This window comes from Cupriavidus sp. PB-02 (assembly GCF_058252315.1).
This window is the reverse complement of record NZ_JBXPSX010000003.1, coordinates 921,310-942,296: the sequence shown is the minus strand read 5'-3', so window position 1 is coordinate 942,296 and position 20,987 is coordinate 921,310. Positions and strand designations below refer to the sequence as shown.

Sequence of the window (20,987 nt, the reverse complement as noted above, 5' to 3'; positions counted from 1 at the left end):
CGAATTTGGCGGATGCAGGCGGCGGCTTGTCCGGATCGTGCAGATCGGCAGCGGCCTGCCATACGCGGACACAAGACTGCGAACGGCGGCTATTTTGCGATCCCGGATGTCACTAGATTGTTGGGCAGAGCCGGAGCGCCAATGCAGTGCCCGGCAAATCGGACAGACGGAGAATTAGTGGACAACACCATCGCATTGCGTGTCGAGCGAATCGACCCCATCACGCCGCGCGTGCGTCGCCTGCTGCTGGTCAGCGACAGCGGGGCGCCGCTGCCGATGTATGAACCAGGTGCCCATATCGAGCTGCATGTGCCCGCCAGCGGCCGCGCGCCGGCAATGCGCCGCGCCTATTCGCTGGTGCGGCCCGCGGATGGGGGCAGGCACTATGAAGTCGCGGTGCAGCTGGAAGAACAAGGCAGCGGCGGCTCACGCTGGGTGCACCAGCTGACGGAAGGGCAGCGGCTGACCGCCTCAGGGCCCTGGAATGAATTTCCCTTGCGCGGCGCGGCGGAGCGGCCGCTTCTCCTCGCAGGTGGCATTGGCATCACGCCGATCCTGAACATGGCCCTGCACTTGCAGCAGCAGGGGCAGGCCTTTGACATGCACTTCGTGGCGCGCGAAGCGTCGCAGGCGGCTTACGCGGCCGAGGTCCAAGCCTTGCCCAATGCGCGTTGCTGGTTCGACGGGGGCGATCCGTCGCAAGGGATTGCGCTGGCGGATGTCATTGGCGTACCCACGCCGGGCCGTCATCTCCACGTGTGCGGGCCCAAAGGTTTCATTGCCGCGGTGCTGGAGACCGCGAATCAACTCGGCTGGGCCGCCGAGACGCTGCATTGCGAGCTGTTCACCGGAGCCCTGGCGTCCGCGGAGGACCGGCCGTTCACGATTGAGCTTTCTGCCAGCGGCGTGAAAGTTGACGTGGCGGTGGGCCAGACCGTCCTGGAGGCCATGGAAGCCGCCGGTCTGGACCCGCTCTTCGATTGTCGCCGCGGTGACTGCGGCATCTGCGTGGCCAAGGTTCTTGGCGGCCAGGCCGACCACCGAGACATCTGCCTGAGCGCCAGGGAGCGCGAGTCCGGCAGTTTCTGCATCTGCGTATCCCGCGCCAAATCCGATCAACTGGTGCTGGACCTCTAGACCCCATAGGAGAATCCGAATGACGCTTTCCAATGAAGCGCTCGCAAAGCTGGTACGGCCAGATAGCGTCCACAAGCGCGTGTACACCGATCCCGAGGTCTTCGCCCTCGAGATGAAACGCATCTATGGCAAGGCCTGGATCTACGTCGGACACGAAAGCCAGGTCCCGAAGTCCGGTGATTACCACACCACCCAGATCGGCGAGCAGGATGTGATCATGGTCCGGGGTGCCGACGGCGCCGTGCACGTGGTGTACAACCGGTGCCCGCACAAGGGCGCGAAGGTGGTCGCCGAAGGCGATGGCAACACCGGCAAGTTCTTCCGTTGCCCGTACCATGCCTGGACCTTCAAGCTGGATGGCAGCCATCTGTCCCTGCCCCTGAAGAATGGCCTGGAAGGGACTTGCTACGATCCTGCCCATCCCGACTTCTCCATGAAGAAGGTGGCACGCGTCGACAGCTACCGCGGCTTTGTGTTCGCCAGCCAGGCGCCGCACGGTCCGAGCCTGCGCACCTTCCTCGGCGGCGTTGCCTCGTCGATCGACAACCTGTGCGACCGCTCGCCCGTCGGTGAAGTGGAGGTCGCGGGGGGCGTGTTCCGCGTCATGCAGCCCTCGAACTGGAAGGTGTTCTACGAGAACCTACATGACACCATGCATGCGCGTGTCACGCACGAATCGTCCTTCCAGGCAGCCCGGGAAGAGGCCGCGGTGCTGGGCGAGATGCCTTTCGAGCTGCTGATCATGGACGGCAACGGCGAGCCGTACGAGTTCTGGGAGAAGCTCGAGCTGCGTGCCTATCACAACGGGCACGGCTACATGGAAGGCATTTTCGACCCTGCCGCCGCGACCCGTGACGCGGTGTCGCGCGCTCACTTCGAGTCGCTGGCCGCCGTGCACGGCGAAGAGCGCGCTCGGGCCATCCTGGGCATGAACCGACACAACACGGTGATCTACGGCAGCGGCTCGCCGCATACCGTCTTCCAGCAGTTCCGCGTGATTCGCCCGATGGCAGTGGATCGCACCCTGGTCGAGATCCAGACCTTCCGCCTCAAGGGCGCGCCGCAGAAGGTGTTCGATCGTGCGCTCACCTACGCGAACCTGATCAACTCACCATCCTCCAACGTCATGCCCGACGATGTGGAGGTGTACAAGCGCTGCCAGGAGGGGAACCAGACCGACGGTGGCGAGTGGGTCAGCCTGCATCGCTATCTCGGTACCGACCAGGTATTGCCCGACGGCATGGTATCGACGAACGGCACCAGCGAACTGCCGATGCGCAACCAGTTCATGGCCTGGCGCCAGTACATGATTGAAGACGAGGCCGTTGTCGCCGAAAACCACGAGGGAGCGAATCGTGCTATTGCTTGATCGCAGTTTTGATGTGTCAGTGGAACCTGTCTCGCGCGCCGCCATGACGCCGGAGGCGAGCAGGGGTGTGGAGCAGTTTCTCTTCCGGGAGGCGCAGTGCCTCGACGATCGCCAGTTCGAGGACTGGCTGGCCTTGTGGGACGAAGATGGCCGCTACTGGGTGCCACGCTTCCATCGGCAATCCAATCCGTTTGAGCAGGTCTCCCTGTTCTGGGAAGACAAGATGCTGCGCGAGGTGCGGGTCCGGCGTGTCTCCAACCCGCGCAACTGGTCGCAGCAGCCGCCTACCCATTGCTCGCATCTTGTCGGCAACGTCACCATCCAGGGGCTGGATGAGGCAGGCCGCCTCATCGTTCGTTCGAGCGTTCACTACACGGAGTGGCGCGGCGACCAGCGCCAGCTTGCGGGCACGGTCCACCACAAGCTCATGGCCACGGATGACGGGGGCTGGCGCATTTACCTCAAGCGCGTCGATCTGGTGAACTGCGACAGCGTCTTCTCGAACCTCGAGGTGTTCATTTGAGCGAGACCGCGACCGCCTTGCTGGCGCTGCACTATCAGAATGACGTGCTGGATGCCGATGGCCGGATCCGCGTCGGGATTGACGACGACGCGAGCCGCGCGGCGCTGGTTGACAGCGCCGCGCGGCTGCTGGCCGCGGCTCGCCGTAGCCAGTGGCCGATCATGCACGTGCGCATTGCGTTCCGGCCTGACTATGGCGATCTGCTGCGCAATATCCCGATCTTCCGCCGCACGGAGGCGATCGGTGCGGTGAAGGACGGGGAGTGGGGCGCAGAGTTCTACGCGCCGTTGTCGCCGCTGGATAGTCCGCGTGAGTTTGTGCTCAAGCACACCAGCATCAGCGCATTCCGCGGCACGCAGCTCGACCAACTGCTCCGGCAGCACGGTGTGGGGCGCGTGGTGGTCGCGGGGGTTGCCACGCACTCGGTGGTTGAAGGCACGGTGCGGGAGGCGGCGGAGCTCGGCTATGAGGTGGTCGTTGTCGCCGACGCCTGCGCGGCGGCCCAACGCGCCACCCATGAAGCTTCGCTGGCCTCCATGGCACTGATGGCTGAGGTGACCACCCTCGGCGATCTGGCCGCAGCAAATGAAAAGGAATCCTCATGAACCAGACCATGAACCGCGAGCGTCGCCGACTGACCGGCAAGGTTGTCCTGGTAACCGGGGGCACGCAGGGCCTGGGGGCCGACATCGCGCGCGAGCTCGCCGCAGCGGGCGCCGCGAAGATCTTCCTGGTGGGCCGCGACAAGGCAGCAGGTGACCAAGTCGCCGCGGCGATCGGAGCCGCGGCATCGGTGATCGAAGCCGATATCACCGAGGACGCGGCGATCGACCTCTGCGTCGAGCAGGCCGCGGCACACGCGGGCCGCATCGATGTGCTGGTGAACTGCGCCGCGGTCTATGACGATGCGGGCCTGGATTCAACCAGGGAGCAATGGCTTGCCACGTTGAACGTGAACCTGGTTTCGGCCGCGATATTCACCCAGAAGGTCGCTCCGCGAATGCCGAGGGGAGGCGTCGTGATCAATATGGCCAGTATCGGAGGGAAGTTCGGCGTGGCCGGGCGTGCGATCTATCCCGCTTCGAAGGCTGCGCTCATCCAGATCACAAAGAACTTCGCCGTGTCACTGGCGCCGTCGGGAATCCGCGTGCTGTCGGTTTCCCCCTCCTGGACGTGGTCACCCATGCTTGGCCGGATGAGTCATGGCTCACAGGAGGTTGCCGACAAAGTCGGGGCATTCGTCCATCCGCTCGGCCGCGTGGGGCGGGGCGAGGAAGTCGGCAGGGCCGTGGCATTCGCTGTCAGCGAGGAAGCATCCTGGATAACCGGCACCGATCTTGCCGTGGATGGCGGCTTTTCCTGTCTCGGTCCCGATCAGGGCATGACCGCGGGGCGCTGGTTCGAGCGGGCTTCGGGGCAATAAGACTGGATGCCACTTCTACGAGCCCACGCGCGGCCACGGCCTGCGGCACGATCCGCTGGCCGCCAGCGTCGGGCCGCGCCGCCATCGTGGACAAGGCGGGCGTGCCGAACCTGGCGCCTTACGTCTTCTTCAACGTCTTCAACTACACACCGCCCCGTGGTGGCCTTCTCCAGCGTCGGCGGCGATACGTGGCTGGTGCTGGGCGAGGAGGTCGGCATGCATATCGACCGTGTCTTCCTGCCCGACGGCGTCTTCGACACCGCGGCGGCACGGCCGATCCTGCGCGGCGGCGGACCGGCCGACTACTACGAGGTCAGCAGGTCGGCACTGTTCCAGATGCGGCGGCGCGCCTGAACGGCACGAAAAATACAAGCGTTGAAACTGCTCACAGCATCAAGAAATGCACCTTGATGTGGGAAAGGAATGCAACGTGAATTCCGGAACAGGCGCGCCAACCCGCTAGGGAATTGCTGATCAATAGCAGCGGCGCTGGAGGTCGACGGATGTTTGGTGCCTGATTTTCACCATGCGGAAGAAGAGAGAGATCTGAGCCTCATTTCGCGCCGCATGCCCCTCATCTCGTGCCCTTTCGGGCTCGATTTGCTTGTTCAAGACGGATTGCTCCCCTGAAACGCCAGCAACGGCTTTTTGGCGATCACCAGATTTGCGAGACCGAACAGGCTGAACATCTGTGCGGTGTTCTTGGCCAAGCCCTTGTAGCGGGTCTTCTTGTGACCAAACAAGTTCTTCACCACGTGAAAGGGATGTTCCACCCGCGCCCGAATCTGGGCCTTCTTGCGCTCCACTGCCTTCGTCAGGTCCTTCCACCGACCTGCCGGCATCTTTTCAACCTTGCTGCGCTTTGCCGCTACGTGCCAGCTTATGTCAGCGCGGATCGTCCCTTGCCCTTGGGCTTGTTTGATCTCATCCCTGCGCTCCACACCTGTGTAACCCGCATCAAGATGCACTTGGCTTTCCTCGCCATGCAGCAGGTGATGGGTGTGAGCGATATCGCTTTCGTTAGCCGCCGTCGTGTGTAAGCTGTGCACCAGTCCCGAGTCGGCGTCGGCGCCGACGTGCGCCTTCATCCCAAAATGCCACTCGTTTCCCTTCTTCGTCTGGTGCATTTCCGGATCGCGCGACTTGTCCTTATTCTTGGTCGAACTCGGTGCCGCGATCAGCGTGGCATCGACCATCGTGCCCTCTCGCATCAGCAGCCCCCGCTCACTGAGCACGGCCTTGACCTCATCGAACATCGCGGCAGTCAACTCGTGCTTCTCGAGCAACCGGCGAAACTTGAGCAGCGTAGTCGCATCCGGCGCCGACTCTTGCGACAGATCCACACCCACGAATTGACGCAACGCCTGGCTGTCGTAGAGGGCGTCTTCCACGGCTTCGTCACTGAGACTGAACCACTGTTGCAGACAGTACATCCGCAACATCCTCTCCACGCCAATCGGCTGCCGCCCAACACGGCCGCTCGTCGGATACAGCGGCTCAATCAACGCGGTCCACCGTGCCCACGGCACGATCCGATCCATCTCACCGAGAAACTTCTCGCGCCGTGTCACGCGCTTCTTCTTCGCGAACTCAACATCGGCAAAGCTCGTTTGTTTCATCCTTGTCTTTGTTTTCAACGCCTTCACCTTCAACGCGCCATGCTTTCCGTCAGATGACCTGTGGGTGAATTGATCAGCATTTCCCTAGCGGAAAGGCCATTGTACGAAGCATGGCACCCATGCATATGTCCAGGGCTCAAACGAATCTGCACGATACGGACAAGCGGTCCGGCTCTGCCGCGAGATTCGGATAGTTCCCCGGCAACAACTTGCAGAGAATGCGTGAGGCCGAATGGATCGTGCCGTCACAGGAAAGCCGTCTCCTGCCGAATCAACGCCGTGGGCAGACCCCGCATCGCCAAGCACAGTTTCGCCCATGGTTGTCCGCTGCTGGCAGCGCAGACGGGATTAGACAAAAGCAATGGAGGAGAAGCCTAATGAAGAAGAGTCTTGTCGCCCTGGCATGCAGCGCCGCGAGCGCCGCCGCGGTGGCGCAGTCGTCGGTTACGCTTTACGGCGTGGTCGATGCCAATATCGAATACAGCAACAACAATCTCGCTGGCGGCCCTGACGGAAAGTCAAAGGTTGCCCTGAGCTCCGGCGGCCTGTCTCCAAGCCGCTGGGGCCTGCGGGGCAGTGAAGATCTCGGTGGCGGAAAGCAGGCGATCTTTGCCCTGGAAAGCGGCTTCAGCGTGGACACTGGCATCTCAACGCAGGGCGGCCGGCTCTTCGGGCGCCAGGCATGGGTCGGCCTTGCCGGAGGCGGCCATCGGGTCACCTTTGGCCGGCAATATTCGACGCTGTTCAGCATCTTCGGGAACTACTCTCCCACGGCATTTGCCACCCTGTACGAGCCCGTGGTCGTCATCGCCGGCCCGCTTCTGCGCGAAGACAATGTGGTCAAGTACCAGGCCGATCTTGGACCCCTGACGGCGGCCGCGCATTGGAGCTTTGGCGAACAACCCGGCACCCTTCAGGGTTCCGCCGCATACGGCGCCGGCTTCGACTATCGCATCGGCAGCTTCGGCGTTGCCGCGGCCTACGACAATGTGAATACCGCCAAGGTCGCGGGCGACTACAACCGCGTCCAGAAAGCCGCGCTTGGCTTGCGCTACCAGATCACGCCAGGCTTGCTGGTGCAGGCCGCCTACCGGTACAACAACAACGGTGTCCGCGCGACCAATACGGCGGCACGCGACGACTTGTGGTGGCTCGGCCTAAACTACCAGGCAACCAGGGCCCTGGCGCTTACCGGGGCGTTCTACTATGACAACCTCAAGGCGCTGTACACCGCTACCGGCCGGACCAATCCGGCCAATCCCTGGCAGGTGACCCTGATCGCAAACTACGCGCTGTCCAAGCGCACCGAAGTCTATGTCAGCTCCGCCTACACCAAGAACGCGTCGCTGAATTTTGAAAGCCTTGGCGGCCCGCTGGGCGCCTATCAGATCGCCCCGAATGAGAGCAGCCAGTTCGGCATGGCTGTCGGCATGCGGCACAGGTTCTGAGGACCGGACTGACGACACCACCGCCCATGAAAGACAGATGGCTTGTCTTTCATGGGCGGTGGTGTCGTTTTTTGAGGGGGTAACATCCAGGCACTGGCGCTGCCGGACACGTATGGAAAATCCGGGCACGCTGGCATCGCTGGCCATACTACGGTGGCTTCAGGCTGGCGCAGGGCCGCGCCAGTCTGATTGCTTCAGCTTTCTGTGGGCCGGAGCTGCCAGTCCTTCAGGAAACCAGGGCAAGTACCCTCAGCGGAGAGCCGGAACCGCCCTGGATCTTCAACGGCGCCGCAATGATCAGCGCCCCCTGGGGAGGCAGTTGGTCGAGATTGGTGAGGCACTGCAGACCCAGTTTATTGGCGCCGTGCATCAGGTTATGGCAAGGGTAGGGCAGCGACCAGGAATACGACTGTCCGGCGTCAGTGTTGATGGTCTCGACGCCAAAGCCGCGAACATTGCGCTCCCGGATCAGCCACTCCACGGCTTCCTGCGACGGGCCGGGCGTATGTGCGCCGTCTTCTCGGATATTCAGGAATACATCGGCGTCCGGCATGCGCTTGTTCCAGTCCGTGCGCAGCAATACCCAGGCGTCCTCGCCGATCCTGCCGTGCCTGGATTCCCATGCCTGGAGAAAGTCGACGGTGAGCAGCCAGTCCGGATCGGCGGAAACCTCCGCGCTGGCGTCGATCACGCAAGCCACGCCGACGAACCGGCGCGGGTCGATCGTATCGACGGCGTTGTGCGGATGGTCCTTGCCCGTAATCCAGTGCACCGGTGCGTCGAGGTGCGTGCCGGTATGCTCGCCGCACGTGAAGTTGTTCCAGTACCAGCCAGGGCCTGCGTCATCATAGCGTGAGATGCGTTCAAGCTTGAAGCCGCTTACCTGCCCGAATTGCGGCGGGAGTTGCAGGGCTGGAAACTCGGGAGAAAGCGTGTGTGTCAGGTCGACGACCCGCAGGGCGCCGTTGCCGACTTCCTGCGCAAACTGGGTCAGTGATACGTTCATGGAGTTGGCTCCTGTCTTGGATAGCAACGGGTTGTGATCAGGCAGCGCCCAGGGCACGGGCAACGTGGAAGCCCGAGGCGCCGCCCAGGCCTGGCCCGGGGTGCGTGGAGGCACCGATATGCCACAGCCGTCCTACGGGCGTGGCGTGGTTGCGCGTGGCACGGGACGGACGCCAGAGGAACGACTGATCCAGGCTGCAATCGCCGCCGTAGGGGTCACCGCCCACCAGATTGACGTTGAGCGCCGCCAGGTCTGCCGGCGACAGTACCGCGCGCCCCAGGATGCTGCGGCCCAAGTTGGGGATGTGGCGGGCCAGCGTGTCGATGATGCGGTCCGCAAAGGCCTCGCGCAGATCCGTCGTCCAGCCGCTGTCGGGTGTGACAGCCAGCTTGCCGGCGGCATCGCCAACCGGATGGCGGGGGCATTCGGGGAGTTGGATCCAGAGGATGTGCTTGCCGGGCGGCGCGCGCGTGGGGTCGAATGCGGTGGGCTGGGCCACGCATATGGTCGGGTCAGCCGGCAGCAAGCCTCGCTCTGCCTCGTTGACCGCACGCGAAATCGCGTCGACGCCTCCTGACAAATGGACATAGCCGACTTGGCCAAGGGCAGCGGCATTCCACTGTGGTGCCTCGTCGAGCGCCAGGTGGATCTGCATGTTGCCCTTGCCGTAGCGCCACGTTGCGGCCTGGTTCCTGACCTCGGCCGGCACATGAGAGGCGTCGAGCAGGCGGCCATAGAGCTGTGTGGGCGTCACGCTGCAGACGACATCCTTGGCGCGATAGATACGGCCGTCGGCAAGTTCGACGCCACTGGCCCGTCCACGCTCGACAAGTATTCTGGCCACATCCGCGTGGGTTTCGAGGGCACCCCCCGCATCGCGTATCAGACGCTCAAAGGCACGCACGGTGTTTGCATTGCCGCCCTTTACGATCGGCATGCCGACGCCTTCCAGTGTCAGGGCTACCACCTGCGCCATCAGCGACGACAGGGGTGCGTCCGGACCTAGCCCGCAGTGCAATACCCATGGCGCCAGCAACGCCGCCGACAGGTCCGAGCGAAAGGCCTGGCGCAGCCACGCGCTCGCTGGGGCAAGCGAGGTGCCGAAGAAGCTGGCGAGCGCGTGCGGACCCTGCTTCCATGCTTCACAGGCGACAGTCCGCAGCGTACCAAGGCGCCACAGTTCATTGCCGAGGAGGCTGAAGACCAGTGGCGCATGCGCACCCATTTTGTCCAAGGCCGCGGCGTAGGCCATCCCATCGCTGCCATGCGCGCCCTCGAACGCAGCGATATTGCGCTCGCGCGAGGTGGACAGCGCGAGATGCCTGCCATCGGGAAGCAACACCGCGGTTGGCAGTGTCGTGTTGCAATACTCAAGCCCCGCTGCATGCAGGGCTTTCCCGAGCGCGGCGTAGGCTGGTCCGACGAGGAAAAGCGGGTGCGCTGTGGAGAGCGTATCGTGATGGAATCCCGGCAATGTCAACTCGTCGGTCCGGATGCAGCCGCCGAATTGCGCCTCGCGCTCCAGTACCTTGACACTGCGGCCGCTGCGCGCAAGCAGGGCTGCGCACACCAAGGAATTGATGCCGCTTCCAACGACGATTACGTCGAATTTCTGATCGCATGATTGAGTCATGGCTCAATCATTGCGCCTGCCCCCTTGTCCAGGCTATCCGCAAAGCGCAGTTTGCTATCCGCTTTTGACCGAGGCTAGTGCAGTGTTCCATTCTGTTTGGAACTTAAGCGGCGGTTGGCGCGAATGACTTTCTGCAAGATGTCGCGAGCGCTCTTGGTCCAGATGAACGGCTTGGGGTTGGTGTTGTGGTGAGCGATGTATTCGTTGATGGCGTCGACCAGTTCCGGCACGCTGGTGAATACGCCGCGGCGAAGTCGCTCGGTCGTGATGTCGCGAAAGAACCGCTCGACCATGTTCAGCCATGACGCCGAGGTGGGCGTGAAGTGCATGTTGAATCGCGGATGCTTGGCCAGCCAGTCTTGCACCGCAGGATGCTTGTGCGTGGCGTAGTTGTCGGCGATCAGATGCAGCGTTTTGTCCTTGGGCGTCTCGCGGTCAATCTTGCGCAGGAACTTCAACCACTCGGTATGGCGGTGGCGCTGCTGGCACTGGGCAATGACCTGGCCATCGAGCACGTTGAGCGCGGCAAACAGCGTGGTCGTGCCATTGCGCTTGTAATCGTGGGTCATGGTGGCCGCGCGCCCCTTCTTCAGCGGCAGCCCGGGCTGTGTGCGATCCAACGCCTGCACCTGGCTCTTCTCGTCGCAGCACAGCACCAGCGCGTGCTCGGGTGGCGACATGTACAGGCCCACGATGTCCTCAAGCTTGTCGACGAACTTCGGATCGCGCGAGACCTTGAAGCCGCGCACGAGGTGCGGCTTCAACCCATGGGCGTGCCAATGGCGCATGACCGTGCTGGCGCTCACGCCCAACTCGGCGGCCATCTTGCGCGTGCTCCAGTGTGTGGCCGCCACGGGCTTGGCTTGAGTGGTCAGCTCCACCAACCGCGCCGTGTCCACCTTCACCGGCGGCGCACCGCGCGGCAAGTCGCGTTCGATACCGGCCAGCCCCGATTGCGCATATCGCTCACGCCAACGCGAGACCTGCACGCGTCCGACTCCCAACTGCTCGGCGATGTCCTTGTTCTGCATTCCGTTGGCGGCCAGCAGCACGATACGCGCGCGCTGCGCCAGCCTCACGCTCGTGAGTTTCGACCGAACCAGCCTCGTCAACTTGGTTCGCTCCTCGTCGGTCAACATGATCTCGGGGGCAACTCGCACTCGCTCTCTCCACGCTGTGTCGCAGTAGCGCATTGGAGACGCCGAATTCATATAAGTTCCATCAAGAACAGAACGCTACACTAGCGGCAGTACTGGGCTTCCTTGAGCGTGCGCCCGGTCTGTTTCGGCAACTCACCGAAACGTTCGCGGTAGTACGATGAGAAGCGGCCCAGATGTCCGAATCCATACTCCAGGGCGACCTCCGTCACGCTTGTAGGCGCTCCCGAAAGGAGCCTCTGCCGGGCAGCGTCCAGCCGCAAATTGCGCACCAGCGTCATGGGCGCGACCCCCCGGTGGCGGTGGCAAATCGCGTTGAGGGTCCGTGTAGTAACACCTGCGGCACGCGCCAGGTCGACCAGGGACAGTGGCGCAAACAGCCGGCTACGTATGTAGCTCTCGAGGCGATCCAGCTGCGGGCATTGCCCGGGGCGATATCCCAATGCGGACGCCTCTGCTTCACGCGCGTGTTGTGCCGACTCCAGCATGGAAGGTTGATGCGCGTAGACAAAACTCGCCAAGGTCTGCTCGAAATGATTGAGCCAGCCTGGATGGAGCGGGTTTGCAGCGCCGGCAGGCAGCATGGCCACGGCTTGCTGAAGCATGCCAACCCATAGCTCAAGCAACTCCGGGCGCATCTTATACGCGGGATCTTCCCATTTGCAGATATTTGCGGGGGAGTCGGCATTCTCCAAAAGCCTGTGGTGGTCCCAGTCGTCAGCCTTCAGGAGGCTGTTGGGAATTCTGAGTATGAGCTGCTCACACCTTGGTTCCCATAGGAGTCGCACGGTGCAACTCGGCGGCACCACCGCCACTTCGCCCGGCGCAACGCGGATGTTCGTTCCCTCGCACTCGATTTGAACGGATCCTCTCAGTGGCATCTGAACGAGGGCGAAATCGTCAAACGCCAGGGGCGACACTTCAACCTCAGTGCCGTACTGAAGAATCATCAGGCTGATCCGGTCGAGTTCCCGGCGATGCAGCGATGCCGTGACGTCGCCTGGATGCCAGCGTAGACCGTGGTCGATCAAGTGGCGGCTAAGCTCATACTGGGCGTCTCTGGCAGAGCGAGTTTGGAATACAGGGGCGCGATAGATTTTTGAAAGGTCCAGGTTCGGTCTGACTGCCATGCTTGGCGTACCTCCAAAAAAATACCGCCGCCGGTCGCTGCGTAAGAGCAGCCCTGCTTAAACGATACACGTTAGTTTAGATCTAAACTATTCGTAATGATCCCAATTGGAGCGAGGTTTTTCAGTCAGTCTGGGCAACGTGGATGATGGGCTGACCGTAGGAAACTGGCTCGACCAAGGCCTGGGTGGCGGAAGCAACGATCGCGATGCATGTGATGGGGCGCATACATCCGGGTCGTTGCGAGGCTGCCCGACCACCTTCGCAGGACTGTCGCACTGTAGGTTGTTCCTTCTATGACGTCCAATGCATTGTTATACAATCATTGATAATAATTACTCATGAAAGACCGGTTGCGAGTATGGTCACGCTGGTACAACTCAGACACTTCCTCTCGCTGGCCGAGACGGGTTCGTTCACCAGATCGGCCAAGGCGCTCTTCCTGACTCAGCCGGCGCTGAGCCGCAGCATCCGCGCCTTGGAAGTGGAACTCGGACAGCGGCTGTTCGATCGCGTGGGCCGGCGCAGCGAGCTTACACATTTCGGCCGCGATGTACTCGGGCGTGTACGTCAACTGATGGCCGACGCAGATGAACTTGTCGCCGTTGGCCGGAGCAAGCTTAGCCGACGCAATGCGTTGTTGCGCGTGGGCATGGGTGCAGGCCCGGCGGCGCTGCTCGCGGTACCGTTGCTCCAGCGCATGGCGCATCCTGATGCTTCGGTGCGCATTGACATTCTGCAAGGCGATACCGATCGCCTCGTGGAAGCATTGCGAAATCGCATGCTTGACGCGGTAGTGGTGGAGTCCCGCTACGTCGCGCCGGCGGTTGACCTGAGTATTGAGCCCCTGGCCGAAATGCGGGGCGGCTTCATGTGCCGCCGTGGCCATCCGTTGACGCGCAAACGAGGGGAACTGTCTTTGGAGGCCGTGCGTGCCTACCCGATCGCGTCGACGCTCCTGGGCAACGATGTCGTGCGCGCGATGATCGAGGCCTATGGGCCTGGCGGGCATCCCGATGAATGTGTCAATTTGCGATGCTCGTCACTGGCGAGCCTGATCGAGCTGACGCAGACGAGCAATGTGGTCATGCTCGCCATTCGTGCAGCCGCGCCAGACCTGGTGGAGTTGCCAGTGCGTCCCGCGATAGCGGTCCAGGCGCATTATGGTCTGATCACGTTGGCTGGCCGTAGCGAGGCGCCAGCGTTGCCACTGTTGCGTGAGTTGATCGCCGAGCGGTTGCGCGATTGAGCGGTGGCCTTCGCGGAGCATACGCTCAATAGAACTTGACTCTGCTTCTCTGCATACCATTGAAGCTGCAACAGATCCCCCCGATCGAATTACCTGGGCTCGGATGCTGAACTGGGCCTGTGCTCGGTTGCTAGTCGCTATCCGGCCGTTTCGATCCCAGGCGGACATTGGCGCTTGCCTCAGTTCATGACCGAAGTTGGCCGGCTACCGCCGTTGCGCTTCCGCCATCTCTGGCGAGTCACGAGTAGCCGCGGCGCGCCGGGCCGGGGTGCACGTGAGGCGCTGGCATTGCCGGGATGCGGCCATAAGGCGCGATAACGTTGCGCTTATGGACGCTGGTCTGGTACCGATGGTTTTCTGGGGCTTGATACAAGCCACGGACGACAGCTAACGGCTTACGCCTGGATCCCGATTCGCAACTATGGGAGCTTCCTTCAGCGTGTCGGCGGTGCGACAGGAGAGCGCAAGGGTAGCAGTCAGCTTCGCTCAATAGTGAATGTCGCCCGGCAGCTCGCCGCCTACCGGAATGGCAGCGCCGTTGATGGCAACACTCAGCGGCGAGGCGAGGAATGCACGACGTTTGCCACCTCACCAGCATCGACGATGCGGCCAAGTGTGTTCCGCTGCGTATTCCGCCGAACCTGGACACCCGCTCCGCCGCAAACTGGGCACCTGTTCCAACGCAAACTGGACACGCGTTCCAGGCCAAACTGGACACTACGGGCGCAGCGACGCGGGGTCGAAGTTCGGGTTTTACTCCTGGTCAGTCTGCGCTGTCAAACGGGCGCGCATTTTTCGCATGGAATCACCTTTCAACGTGAGCTGATGCGCGTTATGGACGAGCCGGTCGAGGATCGCGTCGGCCAATGTGGCATCGCCGATGGCGGCGTGCCAGTGATCGATCGGCAATTGGCTGGTGACGATGGTCGAACGGGCGCCGTGGCGGTCGTCGAGCACCTCCAGTAGATCGCGGCGGTGCACATCATCGAGGACAGCCAGACCCCAGTCGTCGATCACCAAGGCGTCAATTCTGGCCAACTGCTTGAGCAATTTGGTGTAACGGCCGTCGGCTCGGCCGATGCTCAGTTCGTCGAGCAGGCGCGGCAAGCGCACGTAGTAGGCGCTGTAGCCCTGACGGCACGCTTGGTGGGCCAGCGCGCAAGCGAGCCAAGTCTTGCCCACGCCCGTCGGGCCGGTCAGCAGCACGTTCTGCTTCTCAGACAGCCACTGCCCGGCCAGCAGGCGCTGGAACAATGGCTTGTCCAGTCCTCGTGCGTGGCGGTAGTCGGTGTCTTCGGCAACCGTATTCGGCTTGAGCTTGGCGCGCAGTAGGCGCAAAGCCAACTGCCGCCCATCACGCTCGGTCGCCTCGCGGTCAACCAGCAGGCCGAGGCGCTCTTCGAAGCCGAGGTGATCAAGGTCCAGGCTGCCCTGATCGTGCAAGGCGCGCGCCATGCCGAACAGGCGCAGCTTGTTCAGCTTGTCGTAGGTGGGATGGTGCAGCATCATTTTCCTTTCGTTGGCGCTTCAGTGCAGGATGGAGTTCGATTGGTAGTAGTGGGCGCCACGCAGGTTCTCGTGCTCCGGCAGGTCGAGCGTGCGCTGCGCGCCCGGCGGAGTCTGCAAGTCCAGGCCATTCTTGAGGATCGATTGCAGGCTCTTCCAACTCACGGCGTTGAGTTTGAGCGCAAGCGCGCAGGCCGCTTCGAGGCGCGCGTTGCCGAACTCCTGTCCCAGCCGAAGCACACCCAGGCAACTGCGGAACGCCTGCTGCGGATGGCGCCGCTGGTGCAACAAGCGTTCGACCAGCGTGGTGCAGCGGGGGCCGATGGCAGTAGCCCGGCTGGTCAGTTTCTCCGCGCTCCAGCCTGCGACCTCGCGGTGGGTCCGCGGCATATGCATGTCAACCGTCGTGTGCCGGCCCTTGAAGGCGCAGTGGGCATGACTGGCCAGCCGCTGGCCGTGTCGGAAGATCTCGACCGTCGCTCCGGTGACGCGCACATCGACCTGCTCGCGTGCGTGTTGGTAAGGAACCGAGTAGTAGTGACCGTCGACCTCGACGTGGTAGTCAACGCCGACTCGGGCAAGCTTCCACTCGGCGTACTCATAGGGCTGTGCTGGCAAGGGGCGCAAGGCTGGTTGATCCATTTCGGCGAAGGCGCTGGCGCGGCTGCCGGGCAGCTTCTTGAACGGGCGTTGGTTCAGGGCGGTCAGCAGGGCACGCATCTCGCGGTTCAGTTCGCCAAGGCCGAAGAAGCGCTGATGGCGCGGGCGCGCCAGCACCCAGCGCGACATCACCAACACCGCATTCTCCACTTTCGATTTGTCCTTGGGGCGGCGTACGCGGGCCGGCAGCACAGCCACGCCGTAGTGGTTGGCAAGGTCCTGATAGGTCGGGTTAAGGTCCGGCTCGTAGCGCGACGCCTTGGTCACGCCGCTGCGCAGATTGTCCGGCACCCACAACTCGGTGCAACCGCCGAAGAAGTTCAGGGCACGCACATGGCTGGCGATCCAGTCGGGCAGTTGTTGGGACCAGGTCGCCTCGATGTAGGTGTAGTTCGACGCGCCCAGAACGGCAACGAAGATCTGGGCCTGCTTGATCTCGCCAGTAGCACCGTCCGTCACGGCCACCGTCTGGCCGGCGTAGTCGATGAACAGCTTCTCTCCCGGCGTGTAGGTCTGGCGCATCGACAGCGACAGCCGCTGGCGCCAGCGCCGGTAGTGGTCGCAGAAGGCGCTGTACTGGAAGCCGTCCTCCTGCCCGGCCTTGTACTCCTGCCACAGCAATTCCAGTGTCACGCCCTTGCCGCGCAGTTCGTTGTGGACGCGCAGCCAGTCCGGCGCTGGTCGCTGCACCGAAGACGGCTCGCTGGGCGGGAACAGCAGCCGTTCCAGGGACGGTTCGTCCAACTCCGACGGCAGCGGATAACTCAGGCCCGCCAACTTGGCACGTGCCAAGTAATCGGACACGGTGGTCGGCGATACGCCAATGATGCGAGCGATTTCTCGCTTCGATCGGCTGTGGCCGAAATACAGCCGCAATACTTCTTGGATTTTACGCATGGATAACCTCTTGTTGGCCAACTGACACCCCGGAAAAATCTGCCAGAGTGCCACGGTTATCCCGCGTTGCTACGCCCTTCTTGGCCGCCTCAAACTGTCCAGTTTGAGGCGGAATCAGTGTCCAGTTTGCGCTGGAATCGCCGTCCAGATTGCCGTGGAATCAGTGTCCAGTTTGCCGTGGAATGGGTGTCCAGTTTGGCGCGGAAAACGCATTCCGCGTTGCGATGAGCGCCTCGCTGGCCGCGTCCGTCTGCTCCGTGCGGGTGGCGCCCGGATGGACGGCGGTGACGTTGATGCCCTTCGGGCCCAGTTCGTCGGCCATGCTCTTGGTGATAGCCGCGACGCCCACGTTGCGCAGGGTCGCCACGGGCCGGCCGGTGCGATAGATGGCCAGGCCACCGATGTTGATGATCCGGCCCCAGCCATTGGCGATCAGGTGCGGCGCAAGCGCGCGTGCCGTGCGCAGGTAGCCAATGACCTTGATGTTGATGTCTTCCAGCGCCTCCGCATCGACGATCTGTTCCAGCGCCGTCGCTGGTGAAATGCCGCCAGGCAGTGCCGCCGCGTTGATCAGGATATCGATGCCCCCCAAGGCTCCGATGGCCTGTTCTACCATGGCATCGACGGACGCCTGGCTGGCGGTGTCGACTGTCAGTGCCACGACGCGGCGTCCCGTCTGGGCCGAGAGTTCGACCGCTGCCGCCTCCAGTGCTGCCTGCCCGCGTGCGGCGAGAATGAGATCTACCCCCTCCTGGGCGAGGAGCCGCGCGATTGCCTTGCCAATGCCGCGGCTGCCACCGGTGACGATGGCGCGCTTGCCGGTCAATTTGAGATCCACGCTTCCTCCTCGAGTCGATACATAGCGGGACTCATTGTGAGCGGCTTTTTCATTTTGCGCTTGATCCCGGATGCCACCAGCTTGACTGATCGCGACAATGCTGGCCGGCGGAGTTGCCAGGTCAGTAGCCGAGGCCGGCAGCACCGGGGATGCGGCGATAAGCCACGATAACGTTGTGCTTCTCGCGTCGTCACCACGCGAAGCTGATGCCAGCGGAGTTGGTAGTTCACGGGCCAGATCCACCAAGGTGCGTGCCCGCCAAAGGCGTCCTGACGCAAGAGGCCGGCTTTCCTGCGCGTCGCTCGAACCCCGACTACGCATGGTACAGATTGGGCAAAGCTGCTCCGATACTCAGGATAGCCGGCTCCAATCCCTAAAAAATTCTTGGAGGCTAAAGAACTGCCCAGCATGGACGGGCCGAAGTCCCACAACGCCAACACCTTGAACCCTCAAGCATATTTCCTAGAAGCAGCCGCGCCGATAGTCCAGCCGCTCTGAGAATCCTGTGGACTCGTGCCCGAGTGATTCTGTCAGGTCGATATAGCCGTTCACGCTGACGCTGCGCACAAGGCGCCCAGCGATTTGCATAGCGATGAGTCCAGAAGCTCAGAAAGTGGCATGCGCGGCGTGCCGCTCGCATGCTGGGTAGGGTATGCCCCAACGTGTCGCGGATCAGCAATTCGAAGTCGCGGCAAAACAAGCAGGACAAGCCGGAGGCATCAGACACTCCCCCAGCACGCTGACGCTGCATGTCATGGTGGCCGAGCATCACAAGAGTGAAACCAGAATATAGATCAAGGAGGAACGAGTAGATGAAAAGAACGATTTTTACCCTCGCCGCTATCTGTGCGTGTGGCGCAGCCGAAGCACAATCCAACGTAACGCTTTATGGTGTGGTGGACGTAAACGTCGAGTACGTTAACCACGTTGGTGCGGTGCCGTCGGCGAGTAACGGATTCAACCCGGGCCAGGGCGGCAGAGTATTTCGCCAGGACGCCGGTGGATACTCCGGCTCGCGTTGGGGTCTTCGCGGCACGGAAGACCTCGGCAACGGACTGAAATCGGTTTTCGTTCTGGAGAGCGGCTTTAACAGCGATACCGGCACCATGCAACAGGGTGGCCGTTTGTTTGGTCGCCAGGCCTTTGTTGGCCTTAGCTCGCAATACGGTCAGATCACTTTCGGTCGGCAATACCATTCGTTGTTCTCCACGCTAGCCAACTTTATCCCGGCTCGATATGCCAGCCAGTATGAGCCTACCGGCGTGATGGCAGGTGGCAACTTCCGTCAAGACAACGCAGTGAAGTACACCGGCGTTTTCGGCGGGCTCACGGCAATGGCCAACTGGTCGTTTGGCGTGGGCACGACACTTCCGCAGGTCGCTGCCACCCTCCCGACTGCTGGTGGCAGCGGTGAAGTGCCTGGGCAGTTCCGCCGCGACACGAGCTATGGTGCAGGGCTAAACTATATTGCCGGGCCTTTTGGGGTAGGCATCGGCTATGACCAGTGGAATCCGACGATCGGCACTGGCAACGGCACCTTCAAGAAGGCTGCTGTCATGGCCAGCTACGCCCTCAACAGCACGGCGAAAGTAATGGGCGGTTACCGCTGGGGTCAGAACAAGAATCAAACCGGCACATTGATTCAACGTGACGATTTTTACTGGGTTGGCGGTCAATACCGATTCTCGCCGGCTCTCGATTTCACGCTCGAGTACGACTACCAGAACGTAAAGAACCTGGGAGGGAACACCCACGTTGCCAATCCCTGGCAGATCGCCCTGATTGCAGACTACGCGTTCTCGAAGCGTACCGACATCTACCTGACCACGGCCTATTCAAAGAACGCTGGCTTGGCCATGGAATCGGCGGCAAGCAATTTCGCCACCAGTCTTACATTGAACAGTTACGCGCTCCCCAATGGCCAGAACTCGATGTTTGGCGTTGCTGTGGGTATCCGTCACGTGTTCTAAGAGTCTGCAGTCCAGAGACTGCAAAGTGACGACGTGTCACGCTTCTCCCAAAGTGGGTGGCACGTCGAGTGCGGCGTTCGGATCTCGGACTACGAATCCGATGTTCAGGCGTTGGCCGCCGCACGCCGGGCATTTCGCGAACCGAAATGCACCCCGGCCTTTCGCTCGCGATTTGGGCCAATCCGTCAGCACTTCGCCCTGAAGCGACACCTGCTGCGCACTTCGCGTACCGCAAACAACTCGCCGCTCGCTTCCTGGCCCGGCGTGAATTCACCGAATTCACCTAAGATCCGACTGGCGCTTTCCGGGCAATGGGCACGGTAGCCACCAGGTTAGGTCGACCGCGGCAAGGTTGACAGTTAGCCCCGCCGCCCGTCGAGGCGGCGGGGCGTAGCTCGCCAGATGAATTTGACAGCCCCTCAGGCGTTGCGGGCCCTGCTACGTCACCGCTATGGTCCCCAACCGGCTTCCAGTCCAGTCCGAGGCCGCGCTTGGGAGAGCGTAAGAACGCCACGAATACTACGCGGCAGTCTTCCCACCATTCACGTGAAGGATCTGGCCCGTGATGTACGTGGACTGGTCGGATGCCAGGAAGATAATCGCATCGGCGACTTCTTCCGGCGTGCCGACGCGTCCTGCGGGGATCGTTGCGGCGACCGCCGCGATCCGATCCTCGCCGCCGGCAATGCGGCCGAGCATGCCCGTTTCAATCGGCCCTGGCGCCACGGCGTTGACGCGGACATTCGAATTTATGGCGTCGAGCGCCGCGGACTTGGTGAGGCCCTCGATCGCATGCTTGCTTGCCACATACATCGGATTTCGCGGGTTACCGCGGCTGCCCATTGTGGATGAGAGATTGACAACCGCCCCACGCTTCTGCGAGATCATCGCGCGCAACTGGTGCTTCATGCAGAGGAACGTTCCAAGGACATTCGCGTCGAAGGTCGTCGTGTATGACTCGACGGTCTGTTCGACGATCGATCCCGGTGTTCCTTCCGTTCCGGCACTGTTCACTGCGATATCGAGGCATCCAAAGCGCTCGATGGCATGCCCGACAAGACGGATGACATCGTCTTCACGACTGATATCGGCCGCGAGGAAGTCCGCTTCCGCGCCGAGCTGCCGCAGTTCCGAGATAAGGGCTTCTCCGGCGGCAGCGTTCCGCCCCGAACAGACCAGTCGCGCGCCTTTGGCCGCAAAGGCAAGCGCCGTCGCGCGGCCGATGCCAGCCGTCGCACCGGTAATCAAGACAACAGGATGAGACATGAGAATTTCCTTGGACAATTTAAGAGAAGCCATTCGTAAGCCTGGGGAAGATGCTGAAAAAAGCGCACATGCCAGAATGCTCAGCCGAAGTCTTGCCAGGCAAAACGAGTGCGTGAAGCAAGCTCACATAGACCTGGATTTGAGCAGGAGGTGCTGCT

At 62.2% G+C, this 20,987-nt stretch carries 17 protein-coding genes and 3 pseudogenes; 10 read left to right on the top strand and 10 right to left on the bottom strand.

Annotated features, from left to right (window positions below):
* Positions 1-12 precede the first annotated feature (12 nt).
* The 6 genes and pseudogenes from AC10V3_RS38855 (at position 13) to AC10V3_RS38830 (ending at position 4,806) form a co-directional block, all read left to right on the top strand.
* On the top strand, positions 13-1,137 hold the full coding sequence (locus AC10V3_RS38855; RefSeq protein WP_490924358.1) for a PDR/VanB family oxidoreductase: 1,125 nt from the start codon (positions 13-15) through the stop codon (positions 1,135-1,137).
* A 19-nt stretch (positions 1,138-1,156) separates the two neighbouring features.
* The gene (locus AC10V3_RS38850) at positions 1,157-2,506 is read left to right on the top strand and encodes an aromatic ring-hydroxylating dioxygenase subunit alpha (RefSeq protein WP_490924357.1); all 1,350 of its coding nucleotides are present in this window, start codon (positions 1,157-1,159) and stop codon (positions 2,504-2,506) included.
* A complete protein-coding gene (locus tag AC10V3_RS38845) occupies positions 2,493-3,029 on the top strand; it encodes an aromatic-ring-hydroxylating dioxygenase subunit beta (protein ID WP_490924356.1) in 537 nt (178 codons plus the stop codon). The genes AC10V3_RS38850 and AC10V3_RS38845 overlap by 14 nt, the downstream gene beginning before the upstream one ends.
* Positions 3,026-3,634 (top strand): isochorismatase family protein, encoded by a 609-nt coding sequence (locus AC10V3_RS38840; protein ID WP_490924355.1) that lies wholly within the window; start codon positions 3,026-3,028, stop codon positions 3,632-3,634. Before AC10V3_RS38845 ends, AC10V3_RS38840 begins: the two co-directional genes overlap by 4 nt.
* Positions 3,631-4,452 (top strand): SDR family oxidoreductase, encoded by an 822-nt coding sequence (locus tag AC10V3_RS38835; RefSeq protein WP_490924354.1) that lies wholly within the window; start codon positions 3,631-3,633, stop codon positions 4,450-4,452. The genes AC10V3_RS38840 and AC10V3_RS38835 overlap by 4 nt, the downstream gene beginning before the upstream one ends.
* Before the next feature lie 40 nt (positions 4,453-4,492).
* A pseudogene (locus AC10V3_RS38830) lies at positions 4,493-4,806 on the top strand (hypothetical protein).
* Between the two features lie 254 nt (positions 4,807-5,060).
* Here the strand turns inward: AC10V3_RS38830 and AC10V3_RS38825 are convergent.
* A complete protein-coding gene (locus AC10V3_RS38825) occupies positions 5,061-6,071 on the bottom strand; it encodes an IS5 family transposase (RefSeq protein ID WP_349605742.1) in 1,011 nt (336 codons plus the stop codon).
* A 377-nt stretch (positions 6,072-6,448) separates the two neighbouring features.
* Between AC10V3_RS38825 and AC10V3_RS38820 the strand changes: the two genes are divergently transcribed.
* Positions 6,449-7,519: a porin gene (locus tag AC10V3_RS38820; protein WP_490924353.1), complete on the top strand. Its 1,071-nt coding sequence runs from the start codon at positions 6,449-6,451 to the stop codon at positions 7,517-7,519.
* A gap of 226 nt (positions 7,520-7,745) precedes the next feature.
* Here the strand turns inward: AC10V3_RS38820 and AC10V3_RS38815 are convergent, their stop codons facing one another.
* The 4 genes from AC10V3_RS38815 to AC10V3_RS38800 form a co-directional block, all read right to left on the bottom strand.
* Positions 7,746-8,525 carry a cyclase family protein gene (locus AC10V3_RS38815; RefSeq protein WP_490924352.1) on the bottom strand — a complete coding sequence of 260 codons (780 nt, stop codon included), beginning with the start codon at positions 8,523-8,525 and terminating at the stop codon, positions 7,746-7,748.
* 37 nt (positions 8,526-8,562) lie between these two features.
* Positions 8,563-10,158: a phytoene desaturase family protein gene (locus AC10V3_RS38810; RefSeq protein WP_490924351.1), complete on the bottom strand. Its 1,596-nt coding sequence runs from the start codon at positions 10,156-10,158 to the stop codon at positions 8,563-8,565.
* A 74-nt stretch (positions 10,159-10,232) separates the two neighbouring features.
* A complete protein-coding gene (locus tag AC10V3_RS38805) occupies positions 10,233-11,318 on the bottom strand; it encodes an IS630 family transposase (protein WP_490922279.1) in 1,086 nt (361 codons plus the stop codon).
* Positions 11,319-11,398: 80 nt separating this feature from the next.
* Positions 11,399-12,445, bottom strand: coding sequence for an AraC family transcriptional regulator (locus AC10V3_RS38800; RefSeq protein WP_490924350.1), 1,047 nt, complete (start codon positions 12,443-12,445; stop codon positions 11,399-11,401).
* A 359-nt stretch (positions 12,446-12,804) separates the two neighbouring features.
* Here AC10V3_RS38800 and AC10V3_RS38795 point away from each other — a divergent pair, with 359 nt between their 5' ends.
* On the top strand, positions 12,805-13,692 hold the full coding sequence (locus AC10V3_RS38795) for a LysR family transcriptional regulator (protein ID WP_490924349.1): 888 nt from the start codon (positions 12,805-12,807) through the stop codon (positions 13,690-13,692).
* Between the two features lie 486 nt (positions 13,693-14,178).
* On the opposite strand, the pseudogene AC10V3_RS38790 reads toward AC10V3_RS38795, so the two are convergent.
* The 4 genes and pseudogenes from AC10V3_RS38790 to AC10V3_RS38775 form a co-directional block, all read right to left on the bottom strand.
* Positions 14,179-14,315, bottom strand: a pseudogene (locus tag AC10V3_RS38790) (short-chain dehydrogenase); the annotation flags it as partial.
* Between the two features lie 130 nt (positions 14,316-14,445).
* On the bottom strand, positions 14,446-15,198 hold the full coding sequence (gene istB / locus AC10V3_RS38785) for an IS21-like element helper ATPase IstB (RefSeq protein WP_316157628.1): 753 nt from the start codon (positions 15,196-15,198) through the stop codon (positions 14,446-14,448).
* A gap of 21 nt (positions 15,199-15,219) precedes the next feature.
* On the bottom strand, positions 15,220-16,755 hold the full coding sequence (gene istA, locus AC10V3_RS38780; RefSeq protein WP_490924685.1) for an IS21 family transposase: 1,536 nt from the start codon (positions 16,753-16,755) through the stop codon (positions 15,220-15,222).
* Positions 16,756-16,915: 160 nt separating this feature from the next.
* A complete protein-coding gene (locus AC10V3_RS38775; RefSeq protein WP_490924348.1) occupies positions 16,916-17,593 on the bottom strand; it encodes an SDR family NAD(P)-dependent oxidoreductase in 678 nt (225 codons plus the stop codon).
* Positions 17,594-18,405: 812 nt separating this feature from the next.
* Here AC10V3_RS38775 and AC10V3_RS38770 point away from each other — a divergent pair.
* A complete protein-coding gene (locus AC10V3_RS38770) occupies positions 18,406-19,563 on the top strand; it encodes a porin (RefSeq protein WP_490924347.1) in 1,158 nt (385 codons plus the stop codon).
* Positions 19,564-19,689: 126 nt separating this feature from the next.
* Positions 19,690-19,850: pseudogene (locus AC10V3_RS38765) on the top strand (IS6 family transposase); the annotation flags it as partial.
* Positions 19,851-20,082: 232 nt separating this feature from the next.
* On the opposite strand, the gene AC10V3_RS38760 reads toward AC10V3_RS38765, so the two are convergent.
* Entirely contained in the window at positions 20,083-20,829 is a 747-nt protein-coding gene (locus AC10V3_RS38760; protein WP_490924346.1) for an SDR family NAD(P)-dependent oxidoreductase, read from the bottom strand.
* Positions 20,830-20,987: the final 158 nt, after the last annotated feature.